The 17,983-nt window shown below is 47.1% G+C and carries 19 protein-coding genes; 12 read left to right on the plus strand and 7 right to left on the minus strand.

Annotation, left to right across the window (positions count from 1 at the left end; genetic code table 11):
• Positions 1–33 precede the first annotated feature (33 nt).
• Both ACTRXH_RS11775 and ACTRXH_RS11780 read left to right on the plus strand, forming a co-directional pair.
• Positions 34–2,004 (plus strand): methyl-accepting chemotaxis protein, encoded by a 1,971-nt coding sequence (locus tag ACTRXH_RS11775; RefSeq protein ID WP_474282222.1) that lies wholly within the window; start codon positions 34–36, stop codon positions 2,002–2,004.
• Positions 2,005–2,134: 130 nt separating this feature from the next.
• Entirely contained in the window at positions 2,135–2,935 is an 801-nt protein-coding gene (locus ACTRXH_RS11780) for a carotenoid biosynthesis protein (RefSeq protein ID WP_474282224.1), read from the plus strand.
• Between the two features lie 134 nt (positions 2,936–3,069).
• Here ACTRXH_RS11780 and ACTRXH_RS11785 read toward each other — a convergent pair whose 3' ends face one another.
• Positions 3,070–3,336 carry a hypothetical protein gene (locus ACTRXH_RS11785; protein WP_474282226.1) on the minus strand — a complete coding sequence of 89 codons (267 nt, stop codon included), beginning with the start codon at positions 3,334–3,336 and terminating at the stop codon, positions 3,070–3,072.
• A 120-nt stretch (positions 3,337–3,456) separates the two neighbouring features.
• The gene (locus ACTRXH_RS11790; RefSeq protein WP_474282228.1) at positions 3,457–4,101 is read right to left on the minus strand and encodes a DsbA family oxidoreductase; all 645 of its coding nucleotides are present in this window, start codon (positions 4,099–4,101) and stop codon (positions 3,457–3,459) included.
• Between the two features lie 186 nt (positions 4,102–4,287).
• On the opposite strand from ACTRXH_RS11790, the gene ACTRXH_RS11795 reads away from it, so the two are divergent.
• The 3 genes from ACTRXH_RS11795 (at position 4,288) to ACTRXH_RS11805 (ending at position 5,776) form a co-directional block, all read left to right on the plus strand.
• Entirely contained in the window at positions 4,288–4,572 is a 285-nt protein-coding gene (locus ACTRXH_RS11795; RefSeq protein ID WP_474261192.1) for a hypothetical protein, read from the plus strand.
• Positions 4,569–4,751 carry a hypothetical protein gene (locus ACTRXH_RS11800; RefSeq protein WP_474261191.1) on the plus strand — a complete coding sequence of 61 codons (183 nt, stop codon included), beginning with the start codon at positions 4,569–4,571 and terminating at the stop codon, positions 4,749–4,751. Before ACTRXH_RS11795 ends, ACTRXH_RS11800 begins: the two co-directional genes overlap by 4 nt.
• A gap of 119 nt (positions 4,752–4,870) precedes the next feature.
• Entirely contained in the window at positions 4,871–5,776 is a 906-nt protein-coding gene (locus ACTRXH_RS11805) for a Gfo/Idh/MocA family protein (RefSeq protein WP_474261190.1), read from the plus strand.
• Between the two features lie 48 nt (positions 5,777–5,824).
• On the opposite strand, the gene ACTRXH_RS11810 is transcribed toward ACTRXH_RS11805, so the two are convergent.
• Entirely contained in the window at positions 5,825–6,589 is a 765-nt protein-coding gene (locus tag ACTRXH_RS11810; protein WP_474282230.1) for a DeoR/GlpR family DNA-binding transcription regulator, read from the minus strand.
• Positions 6,590–6,990: 401 nt separating this feature from the next.
• Between ACTRXH_RS11810 and ACTRXH_RS11815 the strand changes: the two genes are divergently transcribed.
• Positions 6,991–7,977 (plus strand): endo-1,4-beta-xylanase, encoded by a 987-nt coding sequence (locus ACTRXH_RS11815; RefSeq protein ID WP_474261188.1) that lies wholly within the window; start codon positions 6,991–6,993, stop codon positions 7,975–7,977.
• Between the two features lie 14 nt (positions 7,978–7,991).
• Positions 7,992–10,259, plus strand: coding sequence for a glycosyltransferase (locus ACTRXH_RS11820; RefSeq protein ID WP_474261187.1), 2,268 nt, complete (start codon positions 7,992–7,994; stop codon positions 10,257–10,259).
• A gap of 116 nt (positions 10,260–10,375) precedes the next feature.
• Here the strand turns inward: ACTRXH_RS11820 and ACTRXH_RS11825 are convergent, their stop codons facing one another.
• Positions 10,376–11,227 carry a YihY/virulence factor BrkB family protein gene (locus tag ACTRXH_RS11825; RefSeq protein WP_474261186.1) on the minus strand — a complete coding sequence of 284 codons (852 nt, stop codon included), beginning with the start codon at positions 11,225–11,227 and terminating at the stop codon, positions 10,376–10,378.
• A gap of 169 nt (positions 11,228–11,396) precedes the next feature.
• Here ACTRXH_RS11825 and ACTRXH_RS11830 point away from each other — a divergent pair, with 169 nt between their 5' ends.
• Positions 11,397–11,669, plus strand: a complete 273-nt coding sequence (locus tag ACTRXH_RS11830) for a DUF3219 family protein (protein WP_474282232.1) — start codon at positions 11,397–11,399, stop codon at positions 11,667–11,669.
• A gap of 22 nt (positions 11,670–11,691) precedes the next feature.
• Here the strand turns inward: ACTRXH_RS11830 and ACTRXH_RS11835 are convergent, their stop codons facing one another.
• Together ACTRXH_RS11835 and ACTRXH_RS11840 are read right to left on the minus strand one after the other, a co-directional pair.
• The gene (locus ACTRXH_RS11835) at positions 11,692–12,600 is read right to left on the minus strand and encodes a sulfotransferase (RefSeq protein ID WP_474282234.1); all 909 of its coding nucleotides are present in this window, start codon (positions 12,598–12,600) and stop codon (positions 11,692–11,694) included.
• 124 nt (positions 12,601–12,724) lie between these two features.
• Complete coding sequence (locus tag ACTRXH_RS11840; protein WP_474282236.1) at positions 12,725–13,291, minus strand: LOG family protein; 567 nt, start codon at positions 13,289–13,291, stop codon at positions 12,725–12,727.
• Positions 13,292–13,412: 121 nt separating this feature from the next.
• On the opposite strand from ACTRXH_RS11840, the gene ACTRXH_RS11845 reads away from it, so the two are divergent.
• The 3 genes from ACTRXH_RS11845 (at position 13,413) to ACTRXH_RS11855 (ending at position 16,014) form a co-directional block, all read left to right on the plus strand.
• Complete coding sequence (locus ACTRXH_RS11845; protein WP_474282238.1) at positions 13,413–14,846, plus strand: aminotransferase class I/II-fold pyridoxal phosphate-dependent enzyme; 1,434 nt, start codon at positions 13,413–13,415, stop codon at positions 14,844–14,846.
• Positions 14,847–14,852: 6 nt separating this feature from the next.
• Positions 14,853–15,500, plus strand: a complete 648-nt coding sequence (gene tmk / locus ACTRXH_RS11850; protein ID WP_474282240.1) for a dTMP kinase — start codon at positions 14,853–14,855, stop codon at positions 15,498–15,500.
• Positions 15,501–15,588: 88 nt separating this feature from the next.
• On the plus strand, positions 15,589–16,014 hold the full coding sequence (locus tag ACTRXH_RS11855; RefSeq protein ID WP_022792890.1) for a DUF948 domain-containing protein: 426 nt from the start codon (positions 15,589–15,591) through the stop codon (positions 16,012–16,014).
• 35 nt (positions 16,015–16,049) lie between these two features.
• On the opposite strand, the gene ACTRXH_RS11860 is transcribed toward ACTRXH_RS11855, so the two are convergent.
• Positions 16,050–17,384 carry a TolB family protein gene (locus tag ACTRXH_RS11860; protein WP_474282242.1) on the minus strand — a complete coding sequence of 445 codons (1,335 nt, stop codon included), beginning with the start codon at positions 17,382–17,384 and terminating at the stop codon, positions 16,050–16,052.
• A 265-nt stretch (positions 17,385–17,649) separates the two neighbouring features.
• On the opposite strand from ACTRXH_RS11860, the gene ACTRXH_RS11865 reads away from it, so the two are divergent.
• On the plus strand, positions 17,650–17,979 hold the full coding sequence (locus tag ACTRXH_RS11865) for a cyclic-di-AMP receptor (protein WP_322525299.1): 330 nt from the start codon (positions 17,650–17,652) through the stop codon (positions 17,977–17,979).
• Positions 17,980–17,983 lie beyond the last annotated feature (4 nt).

The following is a 17,983-nucleotide window of genomic DNA, read 5'->3' on the forward strand; positions in this document are numbered from 1 at the left end:
ATAGAAAAATATATTTTAGAAAAGAGGATGCCTGTGCTGCAATCATTAACGCTGCGAAAAAAATTATACATCTCGTTTTTACTCGTACTGCTGGTGCCAAGTATTATTATCGGCTTCAGCTCCTACATGTCTGCCAAAAATGAAGTCAGGAGCCAGATGAATAGCAATGCCGGGGAAAGCGTTGGTCTTATTAACCAACAGGTGGATGAAGAAATGAATGCAAGAATTGCTGATATCAGCCATTACGCCGGCCTCGTCACCGAAGAGTCATTTACCGATCCTGAAGCCGAAGAACGTATGCTCGACACCTTTAATGACTATATTCAAACACATGGCAAGGTTATTTCCATCTACACAGGCTCGAATGAAGGAGAAACACTGTTTGCATCGGATCAGGGGGAACTGCCGGAGGATTATGATCCAACCGAACGTCCATGGTTCCAGGAAGCAGTCGAAGCCGGGGGTGAGGCAGTACTTACTGATGTTTATGTAGATGCAGCAACAGAAGCCCAGATCGTAACGATTACCCAGCAGCTGGATGACGGCTCGGGGGTAATGGCTATTGACTACGATTTATCCTCCCTGGAGTCTCTGACAGCAGGAGCGGCCATTGGTAAAGAAGGATATGTTGTATTGGCGGATACGCAGGGCAATTATATGGTTAACCCTAACGCAGAACCTGGAGAACCTATGGAAGAAAACGTCTACAGCCAAATCGACGGTAAGAGTGACGGCCATTTTTCGTACACGCTGAACGGGGAAGCAAAGGAAATGGAATTTATAAAGAATGAAACCACCGGCTGGACGGTCGGCGGCACGATGTATACGAGCGAGTTTCAGGAAGCAGCAGCGCCGATTCTCTGGAGAACCGGTATCGTCATTGTCGCTGCACTCCTTGGGGGCCTTCTGTTTGTCTACTTTATCGTAAAAAATATTTTAAAGCCGATCCAGCGTCTTCAGGCTTCTGCTGAAAAAATCAGCCGCGGTGATCTGACCGGGCAGGTGGAAGTAAACAGCAACGATGAAATTGGAGCACTCGCCGCAAGCTTTAACCATATGGTGGAATCTCTACGGGGCATTCTCACTAAGCTTTCTGCGTCTGTGGAGCATATGAGTTCATCGTCAGAGCAGCTGAAAGCAAGCTCGGAGCAGACCTCGCAGGCGACAAGCGAAGTAGCTGTCGCTACCGAACAGGTGGCAAGCGGAGCAGAAAGACAGACGGAAAAAATTGAACATAACAGCGCCGCGCTTGAAGAAGTGACCGGCGGAGTGAAAAAAATTGAGGAACGGACGGACAACGTGCTTCAGCTGTCAGCTGAAACAGCAGAAAGGGCCCGCGAAGGCAGCAGGTATGTAGAAAGCAATCTCTCCCAGATGCAGGATATCCATCAATCTGTTACTGCCTCCAATCAGGTGATTCAGGCTTTGTCGGATCGCTCCAAGGAAATTGGCGGCATTCTTGAGGTTATTACCGGCATTGCGAGTCAGACTAACCTGCTTGCTTTAAACGCAGCCATTGAAGCAGCACGGGCCGGAGAACAGGGAAAGGGCTTTGCCGTCGTCGCGGAAGAGGTGCGAAAGCTTGCTGAGCAGTCCTCCACTTCGGCAGAACAGATTGGTACGCTGATTAAAAGCATTCAAAATGATGCAGAGCAGTCTGTAATTCAAATGGAGGGCGTATCAAAAAATGCGGAGCAGGGGCTGACCGTATCTGAGGACACCTCTAAACAGTTTCAGCAGATTCTTGACAGCATGGAGCATATGGCTCCAAAGATTGAAGAAGTGACTGGAACGATCCGGAGCATGGCCGGAAGCGTCGAGCGTATTTCGCATTCGGCTTCTGATATCTCTTCGATCGCCCAGGAAAACGCGGCTTCCTCCGAAGAGGTGGCGGCGTCCACGCAGGAGCAGCTCGCCTCGATGCAGGAAATATCCTCTGCGGCCGAAACGCTCGCTTCCCTGGCAGAGGACCTTCAACAGGAGGTCAACTACTTTAAAATATAGAGATAATATTAGTTGCAGGCAGAAAATCCTTCGGGGTTTTCTGTTTTTTTTATAAAATACAGTTAAAACAAGTATTACCCGGGAAATAGAAAGGGGCATCCATTAATAGTCTGTAACTTCAGGAGGGGCCATGAGAAACTTACCGTTTGACATAGGTTTATTTCGTTTTTTTATCTTTTGGTACATATGCGGCATCGTGCTGCTGACGTTTGATTTGCTCCCGGTATGGCTGGAATGGGCAAACGCTGTTTTTCTGTATTTAACCGGAGTAATTGGTGCTTTTTTTCTGATTCGGTCTTACGGGGGGAAAACCGGAGGCGGGCTGACTGCCGTTATTTTTCTGCTTTCGATGTTTCTTGAAGGGATCGGTGTGCAGCTGAATCTCTTTTTTGGAAGCTATGAATATGCTTCTGATTTCGGGGCGATGGTTCTAGGGGTGCCGCTGACGATTGGAGCAGCCTGGGTGGCCATCGTTTCTGGGTCACATGCGTTAATGCTTTATATTCTGGGCATGCTTCCACGCCTGCGTGGATGGGTATCGTTTATTCTTTATGTGCTGCTGGGAGCACTTTTAGTCACCGGAATTGATTTTGTACTCGACCCTGTGAACTATCTGGTGCAGGGGTACTGGATATGGAATGAAGGCGGCTGGTATTATGATATTCCGTTTTCGAATTTCCAGGGATGGTTTATTATTGGCTTTCTTCTGCATACGATTATGTATTTGGTTCTTCACTTTCAGGGGAGGTTGTTTGACGTGTCGGCTTATTGGCAGCCGCGCACTGCTGCTTTATATGTTCTGCTTACCTTTATGTTTACCGTGCTCGCACTGTTAAATGCTCTTTGGCTCGCCGGGGCGATTGGAATTGGTATCATGATTTTTTGTTTTGTGGTGCTTACAGGCAAAAAGCAGCAGGTCCAAAGAAAATAACAAAACGTTAACAGGTTCTTCACACAAGCGTTACATTAAGGGCTTAATATAGGAGGTGTTGATCCCCCAGGTTCATCCCGCTGGACAGGGGACCCCTCTATGCTCCTTCCCGTATCCCGGGGAGGCTTTTTTTATTAATCTAAAACGTTAAACAGCCTGGGAAGGGGGATGAGCTCGAGCGTCGTGTCTATTCGGGGGTCTGTAGTGGTTTGTTCTTCTAATCTGGCACAGTAAATTAATTGTTCCTCTTCAAGAAAATAAAGAGAGTCCTTTACTTTCCGCTCCTGAGTGCTGGTTAAATGCACTACGACCGGTTCGTTTCTTTTCAAAGCAGTTTTGGCAGCAGGGGCTGCATGTTTGTTTAGTTTATGGAGCGCACGATTCACTTTAACAGTAAGCATGGCGCAGGCCTCCTATATTACAATTATGGGAATAAGTTTCCCTGTGCTCAGTCGTATTAAGCTTTACTTTCGTCCTATCTTTATACGAAAAGCCCTTCCGGAAAGGAAGAGCTTCTCCTGCTATGCCTGCTGCTTTTCATCCCAAACCTGCTGCAGTGCCTGTTCAAATGTTTCTGTCGGCTGGGCACCGGAGAGGGTGTACGTTTCATCGAATACATAAAAAGGAACTCCGTCAATTCCTATATAGGAAGCTTCCTGTAAATCTTTCTGTACGCTGGGGGTGTAGGCATCCAGCTCGAGCAGCTCTTTCGTTTCCTCCTCCACAAGGCCGACATCTCCTGCGAGTGCGGCAAGGGTGTCGATATCTGCAATGTTTTTGGATTCGGTAAAATATGCGCGCAGAAGGCGCTCAGTCATGCGGTTGTTTTTACCGCGTTCTGTGGCGAACTGCAGCAGCCGGTGGGCGTCGAAGGAATTAGCCGGTACTGCTGTGTCCATGTTGTATTCCAAACCAATATCCTTCGCCTGATCGGTGAGCTGCCGGTGAAACGCAAGCACCTGCTCCCGGTCCATGCCCTTTTGTTCAGAGAGAAAGGTATGAATGTCCGAAGCCGGATTTTTTGGCATCTCCGGGTTCAGCTGAAAGCTGTGATAGACCACCTGCACCTGGTGCCTGAAAGACATGTTTTCCAAAGCGGTCTCAAAGCGCCGTTTTCCTAAATAGCAAAACGGGCACATTACATCAAACCAAATATCTACCTGCATGCTTTTCCTCCTTTAAAATACGCTATATCCAGTATGAAGAAAAAATTTTTTTCTGCCTACAGAAATGCTTACAGAGAGCGGTTTTTTCTGTTCAGTTAGAAAACCAGGAAAAAAATATCCTTTTCTCGAACGTACGTTCTTGTATAATGGAAGTAATATACTTCTCTTTGAAGGGATGTGAGGCTGATGAATGAAGAACAAAAAACAATCGCCCGTATGATAGCGGCGGAATGGGAAAAAGAAACGGAGGACTGGAAACAGAAGGAACGCCTTCTCCGTAAAGCCTGGGCAGAAAAGCATGAATTGAAACTGCACTGGAAAAACGAAGAAAATGATATAGAAACGACAGGGACGTGCACGTATATTGATCACATTAAGCGGCTTATTCACTGGAAGGACGAGCAGGGCAGTTATTATAATATTTCCTTTGACCGGATTCTTTCCGTACAAAAAGGGTGGGAAGAGTTGTGAAAAACGAAGAACTCGCTATGCTCTCCGCTTATCTGGACAAACAGATTGATCATTTAACCAGCCGCACACCCTACAGCAAAGAAGATGATCTGCTTTGTCTGGGCGGACGGCTTGCGTACCAGCAAATTCGTGCTGAAGTACAGAAAATAGCAGAACAGAAAGAAAATTACTATAAATAATCTGCTGGAAAAACGGTGAAGAAACAATTTATGGTATTCTGAGAAAAGAAGGTATTCAAAATTGTTCTGTTGGTTTTGAAACCGTTATCTTGATGAACTCAGGCCCGGGAGGGGACACCATGAAAATAGGAATGATTGGCATCGGGGACATTGCGAAAAAAGCGTATCTCCCCATTTTAAGCAACTTAAAAGATGTAGAACTGCACGTGTATACAAGAAACCCGGACACGTTAAAAGAAATTGCTGATACGTATACGATACCTCACACGTATCAGCAGATGGACGAGTGGCTGAGCTGCGGTATGAAAGCAGCATTTGTGCATACAGCGACCGTAGCGCATGAGCCTATTATTGATGCGCTGCTCGACATGGGCATCCATGTGTATGTGGACAAGCCTATTACGTACCACGCCGAATCTGCCCAGCGGCTGCTTACCAAAGCCAAGGAGAAGCGGCTGCTGTTAATGACAGGCTTTAACCGCCGGCATGCACCTTCCTATCAAAAGCTGATGGAAGCAGAGGACACGAATATGATTATCGTTCAAAAGCATCGGGGTCATCAGGCAGTGGATGCACGCACGTTTGTGTTTGACGACTTTATTCATGTGATTGATACGATTTTGTATTTGTTCCCAGAAACAATTGAGAACATGACGGTGAGCGGTAAAGGAGAATATGATCTCTTGCACCATGTGACGCTTCAGCTTGAGTCACCAAATGTGACAGCGCTCGGTATTATGAACCGCGAAGCCGGCACCTCCCTGGAACGTGTAGACGTGATGAACCAGGAGCAGACGCTGACGGTAAGTAATGTCCGGGATGTCAGTGTGCATAAAAATAAAGACATTTGGCACCAGGGGGAAAACGACTGGGAATCCACGCTGAAAAAGCGCGGCTTTGAAACTATTATTACAACCTTTCTGGCCTTTGTGGAACAGGACATTATACCGGAATATATGTATGAACAGGCCTGGGAAACCCATCAAATGGCTGAAGATGTTGTGCAGCACCTTACCAGCTCTTAAATCAAAGCTCTGTCATCCCTGCAGCCACAGCAGAGAGACAGAGCTTTATTATGAAGGAAAAATAACATTGATACCATGCTGCCCGAAAAAATCGAGCCACTCATCCGTTGGTTTTTTGTTGGTTACCAGGCAATCCACCTGCTCAAAAGGAAATGTTTTGACCAGGGAGACAGCTCCGAACTTTGTATGGTCAACAAGCAGAATAACCTGCCGGGCCTGATTCTGCATGTACTGTTTTAAATCAGCTTCCGGCTCATTCGTATCCATGATGCCCTGCGTCATGGAAATACCTTTACAGCTGACAACAGCTGCATCTACGTTGTACTGCTGTACTGAACGAATGGCTGAAGGCCCCACCAGAGAGCGCGAGTTTTTCCGAAGGCTTCCTCCGGTAGAAAACACGTCAAAGGATGAAAATGCAAAGTCCTGAAGAATAGATACGCTGTTTGTAATAATGGTGAGATGATCCTTGGACTGCTGAAGCACCTGCAGTGCTTCATAGACCGTGGAACTCGTGTCGGCCATAATGGAAGAGCCGTCCTTGATAAGCGGCGGAGCGAGCTGCGCAATGATTCTTTTTTCTTCCAGATTAATCGTATTTCTTGTCTGGTATGGAAGGTCTTCACTCGTGCGTTCATTGAGCGTGGCTCCTCCGTAATTACGGGTAACAATGCCTTCACGTTCAAGCTTTTCCAGGTCACGGCGAATCGTTTCCTCAGTAACGTTAAACGTTGAAGCGAGGGGAGCGACGAATACTTTTTTATCACTGTAGAGGGTGGATAGAATCTTTTCTCTTCGTTCAAAAGCGAGCATATATGGTCCTCCTTATTACAACTGCAGTCTTAATTTTACTAGTTACACTATAAGCATAAATCAGGCAGGAATACAGGTTTTTTAAGCAAAAATCTTTAAAAACAAAGAGTTTTTATACATAAAAGCTTCGCAGTTCAACATAATTTGCTTCCCGTTTTAAATTTACGGATATAGAAACAGATGGAAATTATCAATGGAAAAGTGTGGGTTAAAGCTTCTTAACGCATCGAAATAATGATATCATTAAGTATAAATACATACGTAATTGGAAAAAAAAGTTATAAATTCAGCCTTTATAATGACAATGCACAAAAGGAGAAAATGCTGTTTTGAAGAAGGTCTTTTTTGTAACAGCCGGGCTTCTGATCTTACTTATGGCAGGGGCAGGAGGGTGGTTTGCAGTGAAATCAAACGCTTCACTTGGTACAAACGCGGAGAATTCCGGGCACTATATAGGTGCTTCGGTGCGCTGGGATCCGCTTTCAGACAATGAAAAGTATAAAGATCTGCTCGTTGAAGAATTCAGCAGTGTCACGGTGGAAAACGAGATGAAGATGGAAGCCGTACAGCCTGAACCGGGCAATTACAGCTTTCAAAAAGCAGATGAAATTGTAGAGACTGCTGAACAAAATGATATGAAGGTCCGGGGTCACCCGCTTGTATGGGGCGAAGCGCTTCCTGGTTGGGTTCATGAAGAGGTAGTAGATGAACAAAGCGCTAAAGCAGTGCTGAAGGACCACGTGCAGACAATGGCCGGACACTACAGCGGACGCGTACAGGAATGGGACGTCGTTAACGAAGCCTGGAACGACGACGGAAGCTACAAAGAAACAATCTGGTTGGAGTACATAGGGCCGGAATATATTCCTCTTGCCTTCGAATGGGCACGCGAAGCGGCTCCCGAAGCAAAGCTCTACTACAATGATTACGGAAATGAAATGAAAAATGAAAAAACGGATGCTATGTTTGAAGCCTTAAACAGCTGGAAAAACGAGGGCGTACCGATTGATGGTATTGGCATGCAGACCCATATTGATGCTGCCGATCCGAGATTTTCCCGGGAAAAGATGCAGGAGAATTTTAAGCGTTGGGGAACGGCTGGTTTTGAGACTGCTGTAACTGAAATGGATGTAAAGCTGCAAAATCTGGATACTCCCCGAGAGGAACGTCTGGAGAGGCAGGCAGATATTTATGCAGATGTAACGAGCATCTGTATGGAAGAGGAGTCCTGCAGCGGCCTTACCGTCTGGGGAGTTGGTGATGCAGAAAGCTGGGTCACCGAGCAGGAATCAGAAAGCGGGGAGCCGCTGCTGTTTGACAGCAGCTGGGAAGTGAAGCCTGCATATGACCGCATGAAACGAACATTTATTTTTAACCATATACTTTGACAGGAGGGCAGGACATGAATGACACATTCTGGTATATTGTAGCAGCAGAGATAATTGTACTAATGCTGCTGTATTTTTCAGCAAAAAAATGGACATGGTCCCGGCACATACTGCTCTCCCTTTTTCTTATCGTCAATGCTGTCTATCTTTTCTGGAGAGCGGCCGAAACGATTCCTACACTGGGCATCATCAGCTTTATCGCAGGAATCCTGCTGTTGGCCACAGAAATAATGGGCTATTTCCAGGCAATCATGTTTACGATTTTATCCTGGAAACCATTCAAACGAAAACATATTCCGCTCTCAGAGCTGGAAAGCCTGCCTACAGTCGATGTGTTTATCGCCACATACAACGAACCGGAAGATCTTCTGAAGCGAACCATGACTGCATGCACAATGATGCGCTATCCTGAAGAGCTGCTTAGGGTGTACGTCTGCGATGACGGAAAAAGAGAGTCTGTGCGCCGTCTTGCAGAAAGCTTAGGTGTAGGCTACATTTCCCGTCCCGGCAACGAACACGCCAAGGCTGGCAATTTGAATGATGCGTTAACAAAAACCGACGGAGAAATAGTCGTTACGATGGATGCCGACATGGTGCCGAAAGCCGAATTCCTCGAGCGCACCGTCGGACAGTTCACGGACGAAAAAGTTTCGTTCGTCCAGGCACCGCAGGTATTTTATAATGCAGATCCTTTTCAGTACAATTTGTTTTTTGAAGACAACATCACTAACGAGCAGGATTTTTTCATGCGTCGGCTTGAAGAAGGAAAAGACCGCTTTAACGCTACTATGTATGTGGGCAGTAACGCCCTGTTCCGCAGAAAATCGCTCGAGGATATCGGTGGATTTGCCACTGGAGTGATTACTGAAGATATGGCGACTGGAATGCTGCTTCAAACCGGGGACCAAAAGACGGTATTTGTAAACGAAACCCTCGCCGTCGGGCTCGCACCGGAAACATATGCCGACCTTTTAAAACAGAGAGACCGTTGGTGCCGGGGCAATATTCAGGTCACCCGGAAATGGAATCCCATGAAAATCAAAGGCCTCTCCTTTATGCAGCGGCTGCTGTATATGGATGGTATCAACTACTGGTTCTTCGGCGTTTATAAAATGATTTTCCTGCTGGCACCGCTGTTGTTTTTGATTTTTTCGATTTACAGCCTGAACGCAGATTTTGAAACGCTTGTGCTTTACTGGCTGCCTGCCTTTCTTTCATCCCAGCTGGCCTTCCGGTTAATGTCCGACCAAAAACGGACCGTGCTCTGGAGCCATGTTTATGAAGTAGCCATGGCACCGTACATGGCAGTCTCGGTAATTACGGAAGCGTTTATGCGGAAAAACATCAAGTTTAATGTCACAGCCAAGGGGATCCAAAATGACCGCCGGCAGTTTTTGTGGAGGGTCAGTATTCCGTATTTGGTGCTGCTTGCGCTCACCTTTATCGCGCTGGCGAGAGTGGTGCTGCATTTCGCAACGTCTCTAACATTTTTTCAAAACGAAGACGTACTGTACATTAATATTTTCTGGATCCTTTATAACGCTGTAGCTCTTGTACTGGCATTAATGGTTTCAGTGGAGCGTCCGCGTTTTCGCGGAGCCGAACGGCACAAAGTAGACCTGGAAGGTACTGTGTCAGCCGGGGGGAGAACGCTTCCGTGCAAGGTGCTGGATCTTAGTGAAACCGGGGTGCGTTTTGAAGTAGCACACCCGGAAGCAAAATCCTGGCTTTCACATGAAGAACACTTTACGCTCAGCGCCGGCCCGATTAACCGCCTCCACGTGCATAAGCTGTGGGTGGGCGGCGAGGCAGAGGCCATGGCTGCTGCCGGAGGTAAATTTCAAAATGTGACCTTGGAACAGTACCGGAGTTTAATCCAAGTGATGTTTTTGGAAATGACCGATATTTATACGAAACGTATTTACGAGCGTTCTTCGCTTGGAAGAGCCTTTCTGAAGTTTTTCAGGGGCACGGAAAAACAGCCGGCCCAGGCAAAACGGATGGCTGTCCGGGAACAGGTGAATATGTCGGCAACTGTAAAAGTAAACAACGTTATTTATGAAGCGGTAGTCAAGGACTACAGCATGAGCGGCTGCCGGGTGCAGGTGAAAAACGTCAAAAGCATTCAGCCGGGAGATATTGTCTATATTTCCGGGAGGGAGGATCATTTTCCCGATAACTACGCCCGCACCCAGTGGATTCAGCAGCGGGGCCGTAAAACGTGGGTAGGAATGCAGTTTTTACAGGAAAGCAGCAGCAGTCAGTCGACAGGAACCAGTTGAGTAACGCAAAAAAGGAAGGCACCCGCGATAGGGGCCTTCTTTTTATTATTTTTGACCCGAAGCTGAAATGATAGGCATTGAAAAGAAAAAACAGACTGCGCCGGGGGCAGCACGACTCACGTTTCTTCCGTAGAAGCGGATGTGGTGGAGGATTTCCCGCGCCGGCGGTGATAAATAACGTTCAGTTCAGCACCGATCATTAAAATCATGCCGGTCAGGAAGAACCAAAGCATTAGAATAATAATACCTCCAAGGCTTCCGTAGGTGGCAGAGTAGTTGCCGAAGTTGCTGACATAAAAGGAAAAAGCGAGAGATATCAGCTGCCACAGCACCGCGGCTGTGATAGCGCCCGGCAGAATCTCCTTCCATTTCAATTTTTTGTTTGGAGCAAAACGATACAGTACGAGAAGCACAGCAGACATTATAGTCAGGGCGACGACCCACCGGAGAATTTGAAAAAGCAGCTCGGTCTGCGGCGGGAGGCTGACGACAGAGCTGATAAAATCAATGATCAGGTTGCCGAATATAGGGAGAATAAGAGCGGCAGCAAGTGCAATAATCATGCCGAGCGTCAGCGCAATGGAAAGGCCCCGGACTTTAATGAAGGAGCGCGTTTCTTCGATATCATATGCAGTGTTAGAAGCATTAATGAAGGCGTTGATCCCATTTGAAGCCGACCACAATGCGCCGATCAGGCCGATGGTGAAAAGTCCGCCCCTCGGGGTTTCAACGATACTCAGAATATTTTCTTCAAGAACAGAGGTCATGCCGCTTGGGGCCGTATTCTGCACAAGCGTAACGACGGCCTGGGAATCAATATTAAGAAGGGGGAGAATGGTAAGTATTAAAATCATCATTGGAAAAATGGAAAGCAGGTAATAGTAGGATTGGGCGGCAGCTAGTAACGGGACATCGTCCTTTTTAAATTCGCCCATGAGTTCTTTGGCATAGGATTTGATGGTATTCATATGTTTTACCCCTCTCTTTGCAGCTTGGCGATACGTAGTTATACAAAGCCTTTCCTTACCGTACCACCAGGAGGGCAGGCTTAAACTGGCGGGGCAAGAACTGGACGTAATTATTGTAACGGAAGGTTTTATAGGGCAGAATGAAGCAGAGAACAAAAGGAGGAAAAAAATGATTTATATTAATAGCCGTGCGTTTCAGGAAGAGGCATTGTTAAGAAACGATCGCACGGAAGAGGGAAAACGGATCGTTGAATTTACGTTTCAGGTTACTCATGAGGAGTATCACGATGTGACGGTATTATTGTACGAAAATGACTTTAATGTGCAGGTGGGGGCAGCAGAACCATTTCGGGCGGAGATTTTGCAGTATTCCACAGATACAGTGAATCTTTATGAATCTGGGAGCAAAAGCCGCTATACGCTCGCCCTGATTGAAAAATAACCGAAGAGCCTGGGCTCTTCGGTTAGCTTTTGGAATAATCCTTAATGTGATAGGCTTCGGCAAGCTTTTCATTATCTTTCTGGTATTTCAGCTGAAGCACTTTTTGAAGATTCACAGGGAGCGAGTACCTTTTATAGTGAAGGGCAAAGCTCGCGTTATTCTGCAGCAGCCGCCGCGGGGATACAATACCAATCTTCGGAATGTCGACAACGGGGATTTTACCATTTGGATTCAGCGGTGTTTTAAAGAAATAATTCAACTTGCGGGCGATTACCGCCTGCATGACTCCGTAGCTGCGGTTCAGCTTTGAGCGGTTGTATTTTGGCACACGATCGATGCCCATATACTGAAGCAGCTGCAAAATTTGACCGTATTCATCATTGTGGAAGTTTTCATACTGCAGCAGGTAATAGTTATCCGCTCCGAAAAGCTCTTCTATTTTTTGGAGATAGCGGTAATAGTGATAATGATCCAGAATGCCGTGGTCCTCCCAGTCTTTAAACAAAGCCTTGGCACTTTTGTATCCGCCCTGATGGAGATATTGAACGTAGAGAGAGGTCAGCAGGTCAATTTGATCCCGTACACCGACGATAATATGGGTATCATACGTATCTGCCGGAAAAGTGCGGCGGAGGTCTTCAAGCACCTTTAGATTGTTTTTTGATTTTTTTTGGGAAAATGGACTGCCGGAGAGGCCTTCATAGGAAATAAGCACGGGCTTGTCCGGATGCATAAATGCTTCAATATTTGTGCGGATGGTATAAATATTTTCATCGCTCAGCCGTTTCAGCCGTAAATCATACAGCTCCTGATCGATGCGCTTTTTTCGTATGTATTTGATTTCCTGTTTTAGTTTAGGATACACATTCTGCTGTAAAAACGTAGTGGCTGTCTTATGAAAACCGATATGTATAAACACTTTTTTTCGCATAGGTTCCTCCGCATAGTTTGTTTAATTATTATTATCATAACGAAAAATAAGGTGCTCCGCAAAGCGTTTACCCGGCTGGAGTAATAATGAATAAAAAAAGAGCACAGGCACAGCTTTATGCCTGTTACTCGTAGGACTTCTTTTCGAGCTCCGGATTTTCGCTGAGCTGCTGAAGAAGCTCTTCCGGAGAGTCAGAAACGATAATTTTATCGCGGTGGTCGGCAGGGAGAAACTGCTCCTGTTCCATATGGTTGAAAAATTGAAGCAGGTGATCATAATAGTGATGAATGTTTAAAAGCGCACACGGTTTTTGGTGCACGCCGATCTGAGCCCATGTAAACATTTCAAAAAACTCTTCAAGGGTTCCAGGCCCGCCTGGAAGCGCTATGAATCCATCAGCCAGTTCGGCCATTTTGGCTTTTCGCTCATGCATCGTAGATACTTTATAAAGCTTACTCAAGGAAGGATGGGCAATCTCCCGTTCAACGAGTTTATCCGGTATAACTCCTATCACTTCACCGCCGGCTTCGAGCGCAGCATCTGCGAGGCGGCCCATCGTTCCTACATTGGAGCCGCCATAGACCAGGGTGCACCGGGAGGAGGCTATCTCTCTGCCAAGAGCTGCTGCTGAATCTTTATATATAGGATCGCCTCCAAGGCGGGAGCCGCAAAATACAGCAATGCTTTTCATCAGGCATCTCTCCTTTAATATCTCAATCATTGAATAGTATAGCACGAGTAAAAAAAGAGAAAGAACAGCCAAATTTTCATGTTAAGATAAAAAATAGAGGCGAAAAGGGAGAGTGGTTGTCATGGTTTGCCAACAGGAGCAGCCTATAGTTCGCATGGTGCAGCAGCATATGGCCGGCCGGCCGGTCTCCTTTCACGTGCCCGGGCATAAAAACGGCACTGTTTTCCCGGCGTCGCTGCAGGAATGGAAAAACATATTTCCTTACGACCTGACAGAAATCACCGGGCTCGATGATCTTCATCAGCCTGAAGAAGGAATTGCAGAAGCGGAGCATTTAGCGGCGGAAGTGTTTGGGGCCGAAAAAACGTGGTTTCTAATTAACGGTTCTACGACGGGGAACCTTGCGATGGTGATGGCCGCCTTTTCTCCGGGAGACGAGGTGCTCGTGCAGCGCGATGCTCACAAATCAGTGATGAATGCGTTGAAGCTTGCCGGTGTCCGGGCTGTATTTGCCCGGCCGGAAATCGATGAATATACACAGCTTTCCATCGGTATTTCCCGGGAAATACTGGTGGATGCGTGGAGCCGTTACCCCTCGTTAAAAGGGGCGATCATCACTTCTCCTTCGTATGAAGGGTGGCGCAGTGATATATCCTCTCTTGCAGATTTCGTACACGGGCATGAAGGAGTATTGCTGGTGGATGAAGCCCACGGAGCCCATTTTGCAGCAAGCCCGCTGCTTCCGAAGGAGGCTCTCGCCCAGGGGGCGGATGTGGTCGTCCAGTCCGCGCATAAAATGCTGCCGGCCCTCACGATGAGTGCGTATCTGCATGTGTCCGGCCCCCGGGTTTCTCGTGAACGTCTATCCTATTATCTGGGGGTGCTGCAGTCGAGCAGTCCTTCATATCTGCTGCTCGCTTCACTCGATGCTGCCCGTCATTATGTACATACAATACAGCATGAGGGATGGAGCCCCGAACAGCTTTCCGCTCAAAAGCATCAGCTTGAAGCAGTCATCGGCAGCAGGCTGATACAGCCGCCAGAGCACGTAGATGCGGATCCGTTAAAATGGATAGTGCCGGTACCTGAAGGGTATACAGGATGGGAGGTGCAGGAAGCTCTCGAGCAGGAGCACATCTATTCAGAGCTTGCCGGCAGCAGCTACCTGCTGTGGACTTTGCCCCTGACCAGCGAACATATCAACATTCCATTAAATGCAGTCAAGAGAGTATGGGAAGGGCTTGAATCCCGGCACGGGAACATGAGCCCGTCCTTTTCCATGTTTGAATTGTTTCCCCGGCTATCCGAAGGCGCCCGGGAAGAAGAGCCTGGCGGAGAAGAGTGGGTCCTGCTTGAAAGCGCAGAGGGAAGAACTGCAGCAGCGCCGCTGGTGCCCTATCCTCCGGGTATACCTCTCTGGCTTGAAGGAGAATACGTGGATGCCGGAAGAATTCGCTATGCCCTTGACCTTCTGCGGAACGGGGGGCGTCTGCAGGGTGGCAGTCAAAAAGATAGCCGCTTTTTAGTAAAAGTAAAACATAGGAAGAAAGGATAGAGTCATATGCAGGACACGAATAAAGGGAAGTTCATTACGTTAGAAGGAGGAGAAGGGTCCGGAAAGTCTACGGTTATTACAGCTCTCGAAAAGTGGCTGCAGGAAGAGGGATTCAAGGTGTTAAAAACGCGGGAGCCCGGTGGTATTCCGATTGCTGAAAAAATCCGGAGTCTGGTGCTTGATCCGGAATATTCAGAGATGGATGCGCGCACAGAGGCATTGTTATACGCCGCAGCGAGACGCCAGCACCTGGTGGAGCGGGTTTTTCCGGCTTTGGACGAAGGAGCTGTGGTGCTCTGCGATCGTTTTGTGGACAGCAGCCTCGCCTACCAGGGGGCGGCCAGGGGTCTTGGCATAGATGAAGTGGCAGCTGTAAATGAGTTTGCGATTGAAGGACGTATGCCTGATCTCACGCTGCTGCTTGATGTAGATCCTGAGGAAGGGATAGCAAGAATTCAGCGGGCCGAAGCAAGGGAATGGAACCGCCTGGATAATGAAGCAGCGCGTTTTCATACGAGGGTACATGAAGCGTATATGACGCTAGCGGAGAAATACCCGGACCGTATTAAAAAAATCGATGCCGGACAGCCGCTTGAAGAAGTAATTAAAGAATGCAGGGAAAAGGTACAGGCCTACCTGAACGTAAAAAGTTGAGAAAAAATACAAATTCAGTACATACAATAAAATAAAAACGGGAAAAGGCATTTAGGAAAATATCGCAAGTAAGGAAGGAGCCGGACAGATGATTGCTATTTTGTATGTGAGTATCGCTATCATTGTTTTGGCACTTGTCTGGTTAGTTATCGGTGTTGTTCAGGCTGTTAAAGCAGCATCTTCCCAGATGAAGACCATCAATGAAACAATGGAACGGATTCAAAAGAAAACAGACGGCCTGATTAATGAGTCGGAAACACTGACCCAGCGCCTGGAGGTTATTAACGATTCCGTCAACCGGGATATGGAGACGATCCAGGAGCTTACGAATACGCTCAAGGGCTCCAAAGAAGCCGTAGGAAAATATCACATAGCGACGCGTGCTGTAGCTACCGAAACGCTTCATGAAAATCAAAAGCGTACGAAGGAAAATGAACAGGTGGCACAAATACGTGACATCGGCGACACGGTAGTCGACCTGTACGCTAAATGGAAAAACCGTAAACAAGCATAGAAAAAAGCAGCAGGGGCCCGCCCCTGGCTGCTTTTTTACTGGGAGGAAGCTCTATACTCGCGTATGTTCAGCCGGTACGATTGAATACCGGCGAACAGAAATAAAACACCTGTGCAGATAAAGAGAGGAACGACAAGTCCAGAGCAGATGGCAGCGAGCCATGGATAGGAGGTCTCTCCAAAATGGCAGAAGCCCCACAGCCCCAGGGCAACAGCAGTGCTTGCCGCTCCGACCAGAAACGGACGGTATTTTTTATACGCAGCAATAATAAACCAGCTGCCAAACAAAGTGTAGAAAAAACCAATTACATATACGTTGACTGCTTTCTGGGCTGCTCCGAGTCCTGCGGTGAGCAGCGACTCTCCGGCGTGATTCATATTAACCGGCACCACTTCATCGGTCCCGGATTCGCTGTTCACAATGCGCAGTTCATACTCTGCCGGCTCCTCCGGCCAGTTTTTCTGATGCATGTAGGCAATATCATCTGACTGATGAAAAAAAGAAGGAGAATCAATATTATTTTCATGGTCGGTTAATCTTTTGGCCTGCATATCCTCAAGATCATATAAAAACAAATCGTACTGGTAGTTGGGCTCTTGGCTGGAAGCAACGTTGGTTGTATAGGCATAGAGGCTTTCTGACGGTGAAGCTGTCGGGTTGTACAGCCCCCCGGGAAGGTTGTTCGCAAATTCGATATGCTCCTCATATACTTTATTGTTCAGAGTTTTCATTCCCACATGCATTTCATCATCGGGGCCTTCGGTGTAAGTATACAGAAGCATATTGCCCGTAGCGTCCGGAGAGATGTTTCCCATTAAATATTTGCTTTCACTGGTGATCTTTTTGTAAGCTCCTCCGCTGGCAGGCATGGAATAAATGCTAAATCCTTCCTCTGTGCTCCGGTCTGCGGATTTCCAGGCGTCGGCTGGCATTCCTAAAAAGTAAATGAGCCTGCCATCCGGTGAGTAGGCAGCATCACGTACATGAAGCTCACTGCCGGTTAACCGTTCATGCTGGCTGCTTTCTGTCTCTGCTGTATAAATAGAGCGAATTGAATCATTTTGTTCCGATAAAAATAGAATATCCTCCGGCGAGTGCGGATGGAAAGAAGAAGAAAATTGCGGCTGCTTTAGGTCAGTAAGCGGCTCGGGATTTTCGCCATCAGTGGCGGAGGTATATATTTTCTCCTGGCCGTCCGTGATATAGGTGAACGCCAATTTGTCATCAGAAGGAGCGACAGACAAGCTGCTTCCCATTCCGTCAAAGGACCGGTAAGGGTCTTCTGCCTTGGAATAGCCAATAGCTGTAGAACTTATTAATAAAACGGCGGTAATAAGTACAGCCCGGATCAGCCAGCGGGGAAAGCGCATGAGTCCAACTTCCTTTCTTCGTTAATCTGATGGTTCGGTAATGCCATAAATAGGAAACTGTTACTTGAAGTATTCCATATTTTGCTTTCAGCTTCAATTACAGTGTATTTATTCCCAAATATTGATCAAAAGGTCTTAGGCTTAAGTATTGAATTCAGCATTCAAAAAATGGCTGTTTCGTTGGTATGCTTCACTTTTTACTGTATATACAGTAAAATAAAAATAATAAATATTGTGGATTTGGACGAAATAGGAGGTACGGAGCATGAAGCTGTTAGTGGCTGTGGTGCAGGATAAAGATAGTAACCGGTTGTCTAATGCGCTGGTGGAAGCAAATTTTCAGGCGACCAGGCTCGCGAGTACTGGCGGGTTTTTGAAAGCCGGAAGCACTACGTTTTTAATCGGTGTGGAAGATGAGCAGGTGGATGAAGTAAAAATGGTCATCCAGGAAAACTGCAAAACCCGGGAACAGCTCGTCGCTCCTGTTTCGCCTATGGGCGGAAATGCGGATTCCTACGTTCCCTACCCTGTGGAAGTACAGGTCGGTGGAGCGACCGTTTTTCAATTAAACGTGGAAGAGTTTGAAAAATATTAAAGAC

The sequence above is a fragment of the Marinococcus sp. LNHM5E3-2.1 genome (assembly GCF_056034365.1).

Coding starts and splice junctions, on each gene's coding strand:
- ACTRXH_RS11780 (WP_474282224.1), top strand. CDS start 2,135: ATGAGAAACTTACCGTTTGACATAGGTTTATTTCGTTTTTTTATCTTT.
- ACTRXH_RS11785 (WP_474282226.1), bottom strand. CDS start 3,336: ATGCTTACTGTTAAAGTGAATCGTGCGCTCCATAAACTAAACAAACAT.
- ACTRXH_RS11790 (WP_474282228.1), bottom strand. CDS start 4,101: ATGCAGGTAGATATTTGGTTTGATGTAATGTGCCCGTTTTGCTATTTA.
- ACTRXH_RS11795 (WP_474261192.1), top strand. CDS start 4,288: ATGAATGAAGAACAAAAAACAATCGCCCGTATGATAGCGGCGGAATGG.
- ACTRXH_RS11805 (WP_474261190.1), top strand. CDS start 4,871: ATGAAAATAGGAATGATTGGCATCGGGGACATTGCGAAAAAAGCGTAT.
- ACTRXH_RS11810 (WP_474282230.1), bottom strand. CDS start 6,589: ATGCTCGCTTTTGAACGAAGAGAAAAGATTCTATCCACCCTCTACAGT.
- ACTRXH_RS11820 (WP_474261187.1), top strand. CDS start 7,992: ATGAATGACACATTCTGGTATATTGTAGCAGCAGAGATAATTGTACTA.
- ACTRXH_RS11825 (WP_474261186.1), bottom strand. CDS start 11,227: ATGAATACCATCAAATCCTATGCCAAAGAACTCATGGGCGAATTTAAA.
- ACTRXH_RS11830 (WP_474282232.1), top strand. CDS start 11,397: ATGATTTATATTAATAGCCGTGCGTTTCAGGAAGAGGCATTGTTAAGA.
- ACTRXH_RS11835 (WP_474282234.1), bottom strand. CDS start 12,600: ATGCGAAAAAAAGTGTTTATACATATCGGTTTTCATAAGACAGCCACT.
- ACTRXH_RS11840 (WP_474282236.1), bottom strand. CDS start 13,291: ATGAAAAGCATTGCTGTATTTTGCGGCTCCCGCCTTGGAGGCGATCCT.
- ACTRXH_RS11845 (WP_474282238.1), top strand. CDS start 13,413: ATGGTTTGCCAACAGGAGCAGCCTATAGTTCGCATGGTGCAGCAGCAT.
- tmk (WP_474282240.1), top strand. CDS start 14,853: ATGCAGGACACGAATAAAGGGAAGTTCATTACGTTAGAAGGAGGAGAA.
- ACTRXH_RS11855 (WP_022792890.1), top strand. CDS start 15,589: ATGATTGCTATTTTGTATGTGAGTATCGCTATCATTGTTTTGGCACTT.
- ACTRXH_RS11860 (WP_474282242.1), bottom strand. CDS start 17,384: ATGCGCTTTCCCCGCTGGCTGATCCGGGCTGTACTTATTACCGCCGTT.
- ACTRXH_RS11865 (WP_322525299.1), top strand. CDS start 17,650: ATGAAGCTGTTAGTGGCTGTGGTGCAGGATAAAGATAGTAACCGGTTG.